Raw genomic sequence first — 12,627 nt, forward strand, 5'->3', positions numbered from 1 at the left:
TCAAACATGTCAAAATCCCGTGTCTATGTTACATATCCGCTGGGGGACAATATTCTGGCTCTGCTTCGCGAACGATACGAAGTGGTGATGAATCCCGAGGAGCGAAGCCTAAGCCCGGAAGAGCTGATTGAAAATGCCCGGGGCTTCGACGCCGTGCTGACCGTGTCGGTAGGAGTCAATGAGGAGGTGGCCCGTGCGCTTGCTTCGAGTTGCAAAATCTTTGCCAACTACGGTGTCGGCTACAACAATATTGATGTCGAGGCCGCGACAAAACACGGCATTTATGTCAGCAATACTCCCGACGTTCTGACGGATGCCACCGCCGACTTTGCCTTTGCCCTGCTGCTGTCCGCTGCACGGCGGGTTGTGGAATGTGACTCGTATGTGCGGGCCGGCAAGAAGAACTGGGGCCCGATGAATTTGATCGGTACCCAGGTCAGCGGCAAGACCATCGGGATATTGGGCGGCGGCCGAATCGGCAAGGCCGTGGCGAAGCGCGCCCAAGGCTTCAATATGCGGATTTTGTACACCGATCAGCGGCCGAATCCCGATTTTGAGGCGGAGACGGGCGGGATTTTCGCAGAAAAGAACACCCTGCTGAGCGAATCGGATTTCGTGGCCGTTCATGTGCCTCTGCTGCCTTCCACCCGACATCTGATCGGAGCGGAAGAGCTGGGCCTCATGAAATCCAGCGCCATCCTGATCAACGATTCGCGGGGACCTATCATCGACGAGCAGGCGCTGGTGACCGCTCTTCGCGAGGGCGTCATTGCCGGAGCGGGCCTTGACGTGTTCGAATTTGAACCGGAGCTTGCGCCGGGACTGGCCGAGCTTCCGAATGTAGTGCTGGCTCCCCATGTGGCCAGCTCCACCACGGAGGCCAGGGTGGCTATGGGCGAGCTGTGCGCCCGGAACATCTTCGCGGTGCTTGGCGGCGGGACGCCGGTCACCTGCGTCAATCCGGAAGTTGGCGTGAAGGCCTAAGCAGGCCTGTGCCTTGCATTGACGGAGTCTTCTCCGGCTGGCCGCCAGGGAAGACTTCCGTTATGCCGGAGTGTATATGTCCAAGTGTGCCACTAATAAACAGGGGGCTGGAGAGCGAATGAGCAAGCAGCAAGTAGGAGTTGTCGGATTGGCCGTCATGGGCAAGAATTTGGCCTTGAATATAGCCGAACACGGTTATTCCGTGGCCGTATACAATCGGTCGAAGGAGAAGACGGAGCATCTGCTGGCAGAGGCCGGGGAGAAGAAGATCAAGGGCGCTTACACCATGCAGGATTTGGCAGAGATGCTGGAGCGGCCCCGGAAAATTCTGCTGATGGTGAAGGCGGGTCAGCCAGTAGACGAGGCAATCGCGCAGCTGCTGCCTTATCTGGAACGCGGGGATGTGCTGGTTGACGGCGGCAATTCCTTTTATAAGGATACGGTCCGCAGAAGCCGCGAGCTGGAAGAGCGGGGTATTCATTTTGTCGGAACAGGTATTTCTGGAGGGGAAGAGGGCGCGCTTAAAGGGCCTTCCATTATGCCGGGCGGCAATTATGAAGCCTATCAGCTCATTGCGCCCATATTGAACGACATCTCGGCGAAGGTCGACGGAGAACCCTGCTGCACCTACACAGGCAGCGACGGGGCCGGACATTTTGTCAAAATGGTTCACAACGGGATTGAATATGCCGACATGCAGTTAATCGGCGAAGCTTATGTGGTGATGCAGCGGCTGCTGCATCTGTCACCGCCCGAAATCCGGCAAGCGTTCGCACAGTGGAATGAAGGGGAACTGAACAGTTACCTGATTGAGATTACGGCCGACATCTTCGGGAAGATCGACTCCGACACGGGGCAATACCTGGTGGATGTGATTCTCGATTCCGCCGGGCAAAAGGGCACGGGGAAATGGACCAGCCAGAACGCGCTCGATATCCAGGTTCCTGTTCCGACCATTACTGCCGCTGTGTTCGAACGTAATCTGTCCGCTTTAAAAGAAGAGCGCGTCACAGCCGGCACAGCTTTTCGCGATCCGGCTCCGAAAGAAGCCGAAATCCCCGCCGATTTCATCGAGTCGATCAGAAGGGCTCTATACGTCAGCAAAATCTGCGCCTACGCTCAAGGCTTCAGCCTGCTCGCGAAAGCGTCGAAGGAATATGGCTGGAATCTGGACCTTGGCAGTATTGCCATGATATTCCGGGGCGGCTGCATTATCCGGGCGCAGTTCCTGAATAAAATCAAGCAGGCCTTTGACCATAATCCCGATTTAACCAATTTGCTATTGGATGATTATTTTCAGCATATTATCGAGCAGTACCAGCAGGATTGGCGGGATACCGTGATCGCCGCCGTCGGCCGGGGAATTTCGGTTCCGGCGTTCGCCAGCGCCATCTCCTATTTTGACAGCTACCGGACCGAAAGGCTGCCGGCGAATCTGCTTCAGGCCCAGCGGGATTACTTCGGCGCGCACACGTATGAGAGAACGGACAAAGAGGGCGTCTTCCATACCGAATGGTAGATTAGCCGCTACTTCAGGCAAAGCCATCCCAACCCGGGATGGCTTTTTTGTTATGACTTATTGATTGCAGCCTAAGGTTAAACGATAATGAGAAGGCCGCTGAATGCCGGCGGAGTCGACATATTTTCCACATAATCTCCATTTATAATGAATTTGTACCAATCCATATTATAATAATGACGGGAGAGATGAAGGATGAATTGGTCTTCGCTGCTGGTGCTGGTATGCCCGCTGATGATGGTTGTTATGATGCTCGGGATGAAGGGATCGCACGGACACGGACATGGCAAAAAGGGTTCGCACGACGTTTCCGCATCCGATTCCGGCGTTAGGCAGGAGCTTGACGAGCTGAAATCGCAAAATGAGCAAATGAAGCGGGAGCTTGAAGCTTTAAGGGGTTATCAAAATGCGGAATAGTACGGAATTTGCAGCATAGGCAACCGTGAAAAAAGAAGGTGACGATGATGGCGCAGCTCCGTGCGCTTGTTGTGGATGATGAATGGAATATGCGCAATCTGCTGCGCATTTATCTGGCGAAGGAAGGCTTTCGGGTCAGCGAAGCATCGACGGGACGGGAAGCGCTGTCCATAATGGATAAAGAACCGTTCGATATCGTGCTGCTCGATGTAATGATGCCCGACATGGATGGCTGGCAGGTATGCCAGGCTGTCAGGGAAAAGAACAGCGTGCCGATTCTCATGCTGACCGCCCGTTCCGAGACAAAGGATAAAATCCGGGGCCTTGAGATCGGGGCGGACGATTATCTGACCAAACCGTTTGAACCGGAGGAACTGGTGGCCCGGATGCATTCACTGATTCGCAGGGCGTCCCTGGCTCAGTCAGCGGTTCCGAGGGAGCATGTGCTGAGGTTTCAGGGGCTGGTCATCCGTCCGGATGCCCGCGAGGTGTCCGTGATGGATAACGGGGTCGACCTGACGCCGAAAGAATTCGATCTGCTGGCTGTTCTGTCCGGGAATCTGCAGCGCGCCTTCAGCCGGGATGAGCTGGTGGAACGATTGTGGGGAATGGATTTCGAGGGTGAGTCTCGGGTTGTGGATACCCATATCAAAAATATCCGCGAAAAACTGCAAAAAGCCGGCCTTGGCTACAATCCGGTTCAGACCGTATGGGGAGTGGGTTATAAATTTCAGGTGCCCGGTGAAATCCAATGAAGAACAATAGGATCGGCCTGAAGCTCGGCCTTGTCATTTCCGGCCTGTTTCTCGTCGTGCTGCTGTTTCTGGGCGTGGCTGTCGACCGGATGTTCACCAGCTTTTATTATGCCAATATGCGGACGGAAACGGAGGAGCTGGCCTCCCATTTTAGCGTTATGGCCGAGTCTTCGGAGGGCGATACCGGCGGTATGATGGGGACGTTTGCCGAATTTTCGGGCGTAGGCATCTATAATGTGCACCGGGACGGAAACGTCATGATGCACTCGGGCGTTCAAGCGCCCGGGTGTCTGTCTTTTATCCGGACTTCGGATGTGAACGCGATTTTTTTGGGAAAAAAGGTAAGTTATCTTTATGAAGACCCGGCGGGCGGGCGTTATTTCGTTTCGGGCGAACCGGTAGTAAAGGAAGGAAAGGTCGTCTCCGCTCTGTATATTATGGCCTCTACCGAAAGGATGGACCAGTCGCTGGCCGGAGTGCGAAAATTGCTGATTCTCTCCGGCATTGGAGCGTTTTTGCTCGCATTGGGGAGTACATGGATTATTGCCCAGTTCCTGTCCCGTCCGCTGCTGCAGATGCAGAAGGCTACCCGGAAGATTGCCGCCGGAGAGCTGGAGACGAGAGTGGATATCGGGAGCAAGGATGAAATGGGCGCGCTTGCCGGGGCGATTAACGATTTGGCGGTCGATCTTCAGCGTTACCGGGATTCGCGGCAGGAGTTTTTTGCCAATATCTCGCATGAGCTTCGGACGCCGATTACCTACCTTGAGGGGTATGCGAACGTGGTCAAAGAGCGGCTGTACGAGACGGAAGAGGAAAAAGACCGGTATCTTGACATCATCTACATGGAAGCGCGGCGGATTCAGCATCTTGTGGACGATCTGTTCGAGCTGGCCAAGATGGAGGAAGGCAAGATTAGCCTTGCTCCGGAATGGGTCGATTTGGCGGAACTTACGGAGCAGGCGGTCGAGAAGACGAAGCTTAAAGCCGGGGACAAAAACCTGGAGCTTAAATATACAGTACAAGGAACGCCGGAACGAATGTATACGGACGGTGCCCGGATGGAGCAAATTATGCTGAATCTGCTGGAAAATGCAATCCGGTACACCGAGCGGGGAATGGTCAATGTCCGTTTGTCGTTTCAGCCGGGGGTGGTGAAGCTTGCCGTAGAGGATACGGGAATCGGAATCCCGGCGGACGAACTCCCTTTTATATTCGAACGATTTTACCGGGTAGAGAAATCCCGATCCCGAAGTCATGGGGGCACAGGCCTTGGGCTGTCGATCGTTTCCAAGCTGACAGGACTGCTGGGAGGAAAAATAACGGTCGCCAGCAGACCAGGGGAAGGAACCTGTTTCGAGCTTTATTTTGAGCTGGAGAGTGAGCCGCGGGAGGGACGTTTATGAAGAAAATCGAATGGCTGATCGCGGTTCTGCTGATCGGAATGGGTGTGATGTGCATGAGCGTCTCGGCGCTCTCTTTCCGCAGCATGCCCCTTATGCATTTCGGGGAGGGGATGATGCGGGTGTTCGCCTGCATCGGGATGCTGGCTGTCGTTGTTCTGCTGTTGCTGGGCTGGTTGGCGTTTAGGAAGAGGCGCTGAAATGAGCTGGAAAAAGGTCAAATAGAAAGGGGGGGGACCCGGCGATGGCCTGGTCTTTTTACCCTCTGGGGGACTCGGCGGTGCTGGTCGAATTCGGCTCTGGCATTAGCGAGAAGATTCATCAGGAAATAAGAGCGGCTGTCCGCGGGATTGAAAGCCGTCCTTTCCCCGGTTTTGTCGAATGTGTTCCTGCTTTTACCACGCTATGTGTATATTATGATTTGATGGGTCTTCGCCTTCCGGATCGGAAAATGACGGCGTTTGAGCATGTGTGTTCTCTCCTGCGGGACATGGAGAAATCAGCTGCGGAGGACAAAGAGGTCTTAAGCGCGAAGGTCATTGACATTCCCGTCTGCTATGGCGGAGAATTCGGCCCGGACCTTGGGCTTGTGGCGGAATTGAACGGGTTATCCGAGGAGGAGGTCGTTTCGATTCATGCCGGAGAACAATATCTTGTATATGCCATCGGCTTTGCGCCGGGTTTTCCTTACTTAGGTGGAATGCCGGGTACCATTGCGGCGCCGCGCAAAAAGACGCCCAGGCTTCGGATTCCTGCCGGTTCGGTTGGCATTGCCGGTACCCAAACCGGCATTTATCCTATAGAGACGCCGGGAGGCTGGCAGATTATCGGCAGAACGCCGCTTGCATTGTTTCGGCCGGATCAATCGCCGCCGACCCTGCTTCAGGGAGGAGACTATATCCGGTTTCGTCCGATCGGACTGGAAGAATACTGGAGACTGCGGGGGATTCAGCCGTGAGCATTACAATACATAAACCGGGCCTGCTTGCGACGGTTCAGGATCTTGGCAGAACAGGCTATGGAAAATATGGCATTATCGTTTCCGGAGCGATGGACCGTTTTGCCCATCGCACGGCGAACTGGCTTGCGGGGAACGACGACGGAGCGGCGGCGCTGGAGATAACCCTTTCGGGCTTCGCCGCGGAGTTCGAGCAGGATCACTGGGTTGCGATAACGGGAGGCAATATGACCCCCGTGATAGACGGCAGGGCGGTGCCGATGTGGCGTCCCGTGTTCGTGCGGAAAGGAAGCAGGCTCGTTCTCAGGCAGCCGGTCTCCGGCTGCCGGGCGTATTTGGCGGTATCCGGAGGAGTTGATGTCCCCGAGGTAATGGGCAGCCGCAGTACGTACTTGCGCGCGGGGATCGGCGGATTTGAGGGGCGGGCGTTAAGAGCGGGAGATGAGCTGGCTGTAGGCCCTGCCCGGCACGGGGCCTCGCCGCCAGCAGGCGGCGGCTCCTTTTATGCGGTTCCCTGGGCCATTCCCTGGTCGCTCCTTCCGGCTTACAGCCAGAAACCGGCGATCCGGGTTATCCGTGGCCGTCAGTGGGACGACTTCACTCTTCGGAGCCGCCAAGCCTTTCTGCAATCCTCTTTCCATGTAACTCCCCAGTCGGACCGGATGGGCTATCGCTTGTCCGGGCCGTCCCTGGAGCTGGAATCGCCGCGCGAATATCTTTCCGAGGCCGTGGCGCTCGGGACGGTCCAGATTCCGGCGGACGGGCAGCCGATTGTGCTGATGGCCGACCGGCAGACGCTGGGCGGCTATCCGAAGATCGCACAGGTCATAAGCGCGGACCTGCCGGTGATGGCCCAGGCTGCGCCGGGAGGACATATCGCGTTTCGGGAGGTTTCGCCGGAGGAGGCCGAATCCCTGTTCATACGAGAAGAACGAAAGCTGAAGCGGCTGAAAACGATGATCAGGCTGAAGCTGAAGGAGGATAATCATGCTTGAAGTGGATTTGAACTGCGATATGGGGGAGAGCTTTGGCGCTTACACCATCGGCGCGGACGCGGAATTGTTACAGGCAGTCACATCGGCGAATATCGCCTGCGGGTTCCATGCGGGCGATCCTGCCGTCATGAGAAAGTCTGTCCGGGCCGCGATCGCCGCCGGCGTGAGCGTCGGAGCGCATCCGGGCCTGTCGGATCTTGCGGGCTTCGGGAGAAGGAATATGGACATTTCTCCCGAAGAGGCGTTCGATCTCGTGACGTACCAGATCGGCGCCTTGGACGCCTTCGTCCGGCAGGAGGGGGGCCGTCTCCGTCATGTGAAGCCCCATGGCGCTTTGTATAACATGGCCGCGGCATCACGTCCGCTTGCCGACGCCATCGCCGCGGCGGTTCGCCGGTTCGACCCGTCCCTGGTGCTGTACGGCCTTTCCGGAAGCCAGCTGCTTGCGGCCGGCCGTGAGGCGGGGCTGTCCACGGCAAGCGAAGTGTTCGCCGACCGGACCTATCAGCGGGACGGGTCACTGACGCCGCGGCGTCAGCCGGGCGCGGTGATTGCCGATATGGAGCAATCGGTCCGCCAGGTGATCCGCATGGTCAAGGAAGGGACGGTCTTGTCTTTGGACGGAGCGGAAGTCCCGCTTGAAGCGGACACGGTCTGCATCCATGGTGACGGAGCCGGCGCAGCCATTTTTGCCGGAGAATTGCGCAACCGTCTGAAAGCGGAAGGGATCACGGTGAGGGCGATGCGGTAGCTAGTCCGACAGGATATGCCCCGGAGGGAGCAGTGTTCCTTCAAAGCCCGCCATATGGCGGGCTTTGAAGCCAATGGGCCGACTGCTGCCGGCGAGGATCATATTTTTAAGAGCCGAAGCGCCTTCCGTGGGGAGAATGAACGCTTGGGTATGTGGAAATATCGACGCCAAAGTCGTGTGAACCGCCTGTATCAGCCGGTCATTTCCGCCTTTTCCGGTCAGATTCATCAGTATCATGCCATTGGAGTTCAGCTTGTCCCGGACTAAGCAGAAGAACTCCCTCGATATCAAATGCAGAGGCGTCCCTTTGTCGCTGAATGCGTCAAGAACGATATAATCGAAGGCTCCATCCCTCTCTTGTTCAAGCGTGCGGCGTCCGTCGCCGATCCTCACCGAATCCCCGCTATATCCGAAATACGTTCGGCTGATTTCCGCGATCTGGCGGCTGATCTCCGCCGTTTTTATTTTTTTGCCGGAAAAATAGCCGGAAATCGTTCCGATCCCATGCCCGATGATGAACACGTCCTCGAATCCCGGGTTGTTCCACTCCATCAAATGAATGATCGCTCTCGGATACTCGAACACGATGCGCTCCGGACGATCCAAATCCACTGCTCCCTGAACCGCTTCCTCCGAGAATTGCAGCACCCGGTAGCGCCCCTTCTCGCCATATAATACATCCGTTTCGTATACCTCAATGTCATGACCGTCTTCATGCGTCTTATAGAGCTGCTTCAATCTTCCCTTCCCCTTGCCGTCCTTTTTCTATCATGATAAGGGATAACAGCCGCGAATCATAGCCTTCAAATCATAACGCCGGGACATGCCGGGCGGGCAGGTACATATCCAAATCCGGTGAGGAGCCGGCCGCCAGCATTTAGCATGTTTGTAAAAGGCATCATCGGGTAACTATAACTAAGGGTGAAAAAAAGTAAAATCTGTGAAGGAGGAGATAAGCATGGCCGATCAAATCCAAAATGAAGCGGAAATCCGCAATCGGGAAAATAAAGAAGGAGACTCGCTGGCCGAAATAAAGAAGATTCAAAACGGGGTAGATATCGAACCCGAAGCGGATGAGTGGGAAGCCAAACCGGCTCCAACTGCCCATCCCGACCCTGTGCCGAAAAAATAAGGCTTAATCGCAGAAATATAAGACCTAGGATAAGCGCGGAGCTTAAACTTTCTTATATTTTTAAGTATTTTTAAGGAAAAACGGGCTTTCCTTCGGGAGAGCCTGTTTTTTTACACCCGCACATCCTGTATACTTAAAGTACATACCGGCTTAACTAACCTGTTGTTTGGCGGCGCACTTCTTGATCTGTAATCCATTTTACCCTTGGAGAGGAAAATGCAAATGCGTGATCGGAATCGAAACGCCCGTTATCGGCAGAAACGACAGGATGCTCTTGCGGGAGCCGCCCTTGAGAAGAAGTACGGTTCGGACTTCGGGGTTCACAGCGACATGAAGCTGGAGAGCCTCAGAAAGCTGAATGACGGTCCGGCCCAGTCGCCGGCGCTTAAAGAGCAGTATCCCAAATAACGATTGCGGTGACAGCAGGCCGTATATTCCGGCATAACCTTAGGGTTATGCTTTTTTTATCGCCGTTCCAGTCATTTCGAATTTTAGAAAATCGGTTGTCGCCTCTCCGCGGATTGTGATATATTTATCGACAAATTCTGCAGGCTGAGAGGGAGTCGTACAGCATGAGCCTGATCAATCGGTTCCATTCCATGGGGTTAAGGACGAAATTAATGCTTCTGCTGCTGATCATCACGATATTGCCCCTCGGATTGCTTGGGATGTTCTCTTACCGCAAGGCTTCCACGGAAATTCAGATCAAGGCGTACGAAATTATATTGGAGAATCTGTCTCAGGTCAATCATAGTTTGACCGATTTTGTCCAGGATATTGAGCAATTGTCCATGTACATCTACAGCAACGAGGAAATACAGGAGATATTATCCAATTCATCCCGGAGCGTGGCTGAGAAGTATGAGGACGAGCAGACGGTGAACGGGATTTTGAAGAGCTTTCTGGGCTTTAAATCCTGGGACATTGAGCTGTATGTGATCGGAGTGAACGGAGAACGTTATTTTACAGGCGATTTCTTGCCGCCCGCTTACCGGGATTACCAGCCGAACTGGGGATTATTCCGCAAAACAAAAATCGCGGGCGGCGGCCCTGCCTGGGATACTCATTACTCCCTGAAGAAAATTGAGGATTACGGAGCTGTATTAAGCTCGGGAAGACTGCTGAAATCGATAAAAACCGGAGAGACGCTGGGCTATTTCATCGTGGATATTAAGGAATCCGCACTGGCGGACAAGTATCAAAAGGCTCACCAGTATCCCGGCGGCGAAGTGTATTTGCTGGATGCGAACGGTTATGTCATCTCCAGCAGCCCCTCCAAGCAGCAGGTCGGAACGCGCCTGAATAAAAGCTATATGGATGAAGTGCTGAGCGGGACCAAGGGCTATTTTTCTGCGGTTGACGAAGGGTCTGACAAAATGATTATTTACGACTCCTCGGATTCCTCCGGATTCAAAATGGTAAGTGTAGTGCCTATTGGCGCATTGACCAAAGAGAGTCACAGCATCCGCAATTTGACGATATTTATCGTGATTTCTTGCATACTCATCAGTTATTGCATTGCTTATTTGCTGTCAGACTACATGACGCGCCCATTGCGCAAGCTCCGCTTATTGATGAATGAGGTGGAGAAGGGCCGGATGGACGTTACCTTTCCTTCAAAATATAACGACGAGGTCGGACATCTGGGACGTAGCTTTAATACGATGCTCAGGCAGATTAACCGGTTGATTCACGAAGGCTATGAGAAGCAGATTCAGGTGCAGGAGGCGGAAATCAAGGCGATTCAAGCTCAGTTCACGCCCCACTTTTTATATAATGCGCTCGATTCCATTAACTGGATGGCACGGATCAATGGAATCGATGCGATCAGCAAGGTGGCTTTATCGCTGGGGAACCTGCTTCGGTTCAGCATACGGCGCGGCAATCCGGTGATTCCGATCCGTGAGGATATAAAGCAAATACGCAACTATTTGACGATTGTTCAGCTTAGATACCGTGACAAAATTAACATAGAGCTTGATATTGACGAGGAGATTCTGGATTTCTACACACCGAAGCTTTTACTGCAGCCGCTGGTGGAGAATGCTGTGGGGCACGGGCTGGAGATGAAGGACGGCGAAGGGAAATTATTAATTTGGGCAGGTGTCGTAGACGGGAATGTACAATTCATCGTTGAGGACGATGGCGTCGGGATGACCGGGGACAAGCTTGCGAAACTGTGGGAGCATGAAGAAGAAAGCGCACAGTCCGCAAAGACGCGGATCGGGCTGCATAATTTGAAGAAACGGCTGGAGCTGCATTTTGGGCCTGTGTACCAGCTGGATGTGGAGAGTGAAGCGGGCAAAGGGACGAAGGTTACGATTCGTATTCCTTGTATTGCCGATCCGAAGGAGGTTGAGCGGGTTGTATAAAGTGTTGATTACGGATGATGAATGGCTCATAAGGGAGGGACTGAAGCAGACGATTGACTGGCAAGCTCTCGATTGCAAGATTGTGGCGGAGGCTTCGAACGGAGAGCAATCACTGCAAGCGGTCAAGGATTTTAAACCTGATATATTGCTGACTGATATTCGTATGCCGGTTATGAATGGAATGCAGCTCGCGGAAGAAGCACAGAGGGTTCACCCTAATATTCGCATTATTTTTTTAACGGGATTTGATGACTTTACATATGCGCAGCAGGCAGTGAAGCTTAAGGCGGCTGATTATGTATTAAAGCCAACCAATCCGGACGAATTATTGGAGGTCATAGAGAGAGTCTGCGGGGAAATCAAGGCCATCAGGGAAAATGAAACGGTCGAACAGGAGCTTAGAGAATGGGTGGCGGCAGGGTATACCCTTGTACTGGAGAAGCTTCTCCATGATCAATTGTTGGGGATTTCCAATCCGAAATCCTTGAAGATGTTAACGGAGATTATTGATAACCATCGGCTTTGCAATGAAGGCTTCCGCGTTGCTCTGATTCAGTATGAGGACCATAAATACTGGCACGAGCAACTGAAGGATGAACTGCATGACCGTTTATGGGATATACTCTTGGGGCCTCCTGTGACGCTGGGTGAGAACCGGGCGGCGATAATGATCGGGGCCGATTCGGGAGATAATAGTATACAGCTCTGGAGCCGAGTTCAAGAGATTTCCGGTAAAAGTCAACTGGCTGTTGGGCTAAGCTTGCCGCATCGAAGCATCGACAGCATGGGCCAGGCTCACCGCGAGGCGGCGGCCGCGCTCCATTTCAAGCGTCCGGGTTCGGGGCAGAAGAGCGGAGTACATGAGTTTGGCGATATTGAGAAGTGGGGAGAGCAGCCCGTAACTCCTGATGCCGCCAATTTCAAACAGGTGGAGGCATTCATTCAAACACGCTATGCTGAAGAGATATCATTGCAGCTGCTCGCTGCCCAGTTTCATGTGAGTGAAGCGCATTTTAGCAGACTGTTCCGCAAGCATACGGGAACTACCTTTATTGATTATGTAACACAGGTGAGAATGGAAAAGGCGATGGAGCTGTTATGCTCCCCGGATTCGCGGATATATGAGGTATCGCTTGCCGTCGGTTATCAGGATTCGCGCTATTTCAGCCAGTTATTCCGCAGGGCTACAGGCAAGACGCCTACGGAATTCCGTAAAGAGAGAGAACTTATATGAATTTCATGTCATTTAAATGTTAGTATGATGTTAAGAGTAAAGCCGGTGAAATCAAGGATCGCCCTCGAAAGAGGGCGATTTTACTGTTTTTGGAGATCATTTTTTTA

The 12,627-nt window shown here is 53.6% G+C and carries 14 protein-coding genes; 13 read left to right on the top strand and 1 reads right to left on the bottom strand.

Going from position 1 to position 12,627, the window contains the following annotated elements:
• The first annotated feature begins 6 nt into the window (after positions 1–6).
• The 9 genes from PUR_RS11515 (at position 7) to PUR_RS11555 (ending at position 7,782) form a co-directional block, all read left to right on the top strand.
• Positions 7–984: a 2-hydroxyacid dehydrogenase gene (locus PUR_RS11515; protein ID WP_179035355.1), complete on the top strand. Its 978-nt coding sequence runs from the start codon at positions 7–9 to the stop codon at positions 982–984.
• A 118-nt stretch (positions 985–1,102) separates the two neighbouring features.
• Positions 1,103–2,503: an NADP-dependent phosphogluconate dehydrogenase gene (gndA, locus tag PUR_RS11520; RefSeq protein WP_179035356.1), complete on the top strand. Its 1,401-nt coding sequence runs from the start codon at positions 1,103–1,105 to the stop codon at positions 2,501–2,503.
• A gap of 195 nt (positions 2,504–2,698) precedes the next feature.
• The gene (locus PUR_RS11525; RefSeq protein ID WP_179035357.1) at positions 2,699–2,920 is read left to right on the top strand and encodes a hypothetical protein; all 222 of its coding nucleotides are present in this window, start codon (positions 2,699–2,701) and stop codon (positions 2,918–2,920) included.
• Positions 2,921–2,967: 47 nt separating this feature from the next.
• Positions 2,968–3,675, top strand: a complete 708-nt coding sequence (locus PUR_RS11530) for a response regulator transcription factor (RefSeq protein WP_179035358.1) — start codon at positions 2,968–2,970, stop codon at positions 3,673–3,675.
• Positions 3,672–5,081: a sensor histidine kinase gene (locus PUR_RS11535; protein WP_179035359.1), complete on the top strand. Its 1,410-nt coding sequence runs from the start codon at positions 3,672–3,674 to the stop codon at positions 5,079–5,081. The genes PUR_RS11530 and PUR_RS11535 overlap by 4 nt, the downstream gene beginning before the upstream one ends.
• Complete coding sequence (locus PUR_RS11540; RefSeq protein WP_124695915.1) at positions 5,078–5,278, top strand: hypothetical protein; 201 nt, start codon at positions 5,078–5,080, stop codon at positions 5,276–5,278. The genes PUR_RS11535 and PUR_RS11540 overlap by 4 nt, the downstream gene beginning before the upstream one ends.
• A 44-nt stretch (positions 5,279–5,322) precedes the next feature.
• Positions 5,323–6,036: a 5-oxoprolinase subunit PxpB gene (gene pxpB / locus PUR_RS11545; RefSeq protein WP_179035360.1), complete on the top strand. Its 714-nt coding sequence runs from the start codon at positions 5,323–5,325 to the stop codon at positions 6,034–6,036.
• Positions 6,033–7,031: a 5-oxoprolinase subunit C family protein gene (locus tag PUR_RS11550; RefSeq protein ID WP_179035361.1), complete on the top strand. Its 999-nt coding sequence runs from the start codon at positions 6,033–6,035 to the stop codon at positions 7,029–7,031. Before pxpB ends, PUR_RS11550 begins: the two co-directional genes overlap by 4 nt.
• On the top strand, positions 7,024–7,782 hold the full coding sequence (locus PUR_RS11555) for a LamB/YcsF family protein (RefSeq protein ID WP_179035362.1): 759 nt from the start codon (positions 7,024–7,026) through the stop codon (positions 7,780–7,782). The genes PUR_RS11550 and PUR_RS11555 overlap by 8 nt, the downstream gene beginning before the upstream one ends.
• On the opposite strand, the gene PUR_RS11560 is transcribed toward PUR_RS11555, so the two are convergent.
• Complete coding sequence (locus PUR_RS11560; RefSeq protein ID WP_179035363.1) at positions 7,783–8,520, bottom strand: spermidine synthase; 738 nt, start codon at positions 8,518–8,520, stop codon at positions 7,783–7,785. It lies immediately after the preceding gene.
• A 220-nt stretch (positions 8,521–8,740) separates the two neighbouring features.
• On the opposite strand from PUR_RS11560, the gene PUR_RS11565 reads away from it, so the two are divergent.
• The 4 genes from PUR_RS11565 to PUR_RS11580 all read left to right on the top strand — a co-directional run bounded on the left by PUR_RS11565 (position 8,741) and on the right by PUR_RS11580 (position 12,520).
• The gene (locus PUR_RS11565) at positions 8,741–8,914 is read left to right on the top strand and encodes a hypothetical protein (protein ID WP_179035364.1); all 174 of its coding nucleotides are present in this window, start codon (positions 8,741–8,743) and stop codon (positions 8,912–8,914) included.
• A gap of 222 nt (positions 8,915–9,136) precedes the next feature.
• The gene (locus tag PUR_RS11570) at positions 9,137–9,322 is read left to right on the top strand and encodes a hypothetical protein (RefSeq protein WP_179035365.1); all 186 of its coding nucleotides are present in this window, start codon (positions 9,137–9,139) and stop codon (positions 9,320–9,322) included.
• A 164-nt stretch (positions 9,323–9,486) separates the two neighbouring features.
• Complete coding sequence (locus tag PUR_RS11575) at positions 9,487–11,286, top strand: cache domain-containing sensor histidine kinase (RefSeq protein WP_179035366.1); 1,800 nt, start codon at positions 9,487–9,489, stop codon at positions 11,284–11,286.
• Between the two features lies 1 nt (position 11,287).
• Positions 11,288–12,520 carry a response regulator gene (locus tag PUR_RS11580; protein WP_232101867.1) on the top strand — a complete coding sequence of 411 codons (1,233 nt, stop codon included), beginning with the start codon at positions 11,288–11,290 and terminating at the stop codon, positions 12,518–12,520.
• The last annotated feature ends 107 nt before the right edge of the window (positions 12,521–12,627 follow it).

The organism is Paenibacillus sp. URB8-2, from assembly GCF_013393385.1.
GTDB lineage: Bacteria > Bacillota > Bacilli > Paenibacillales > Paenibacillaceae > Paenibacillus_AQ.

Coding starts and splice junctions, on each gene's coding strand:
- PUR_RS11515 (WP_179035355.1), top strand. CDS start 7: ATGTCAAAATCCCGTGTCTATGTTACATATCCGCTGGGGGACAATATT.
- gndA (WP_179035356.1), top strand. CDS start 1,103: ATGAGCAAGCAGCAAGTAGGAGTTGTCGGATTGGCCGTCATGGGCAAG.
- PUR_RS11525 (WP_179035357.1), top strand. CDS start 2,699: ATGAATTGGTCTTCGCTGCTGGTGCTGGTATGCCCGCTGATGATGGTT.
- PUR_RS11530 (WP_179035358.1), top strand. CDS start 2,968: ATGGCGCAGCTCCGTGCGCTTGTTGTGGATGATGAATGGAATATGCGC.
- PUR_RS11535 (WP_179035359.1), top strand. CDS start 3,672: ATGAAGAACAATAGGATCGGCCTGAAGCTCGGCCTTGTCATTTCCGGC.
- PUR_RS11540 (WP_124695915.1), top strand. CDS start 5,078: ATGAAGAAAATCGAATGGCTGATCGCGGTTCTGCTGATCGGAATGGGT.
- pxpB (WP_179035360.1), top strand. CDS start 5,323: ATGGCCTGGTCTTTTTACCCTCTGGGGGACTCGGCGGTGCTGGTCGAA.
- PUR_RS11555 (WP_179035362.1), top strand. CDS start 7,024: ATGCTTGAAGTGGATTTGAACTGCGATATGGGGGAGAGCTTTGGCGCT.
- PUR_RS11565 (WP_179035364.1), top strand. CDS start 8,741: ATGGCCGATCAAATCCAAAATGAAGCGGAAATCCGCAATCGGGAAAAT.
- PUR_RS11570 (WP_179035365.1), top strand. CDS start 9,137: ATGCGTGATCGGAATCGAAACGCCCGTTATCGGCAGAAACGACAGGAT.
- PUR_RS11575 (WP_179035366.1), top strand. CDS start 9,487: ATGAGCCTGATCAATCGGTTCCATTCCATGGGGTTAAGGACGAAATTA.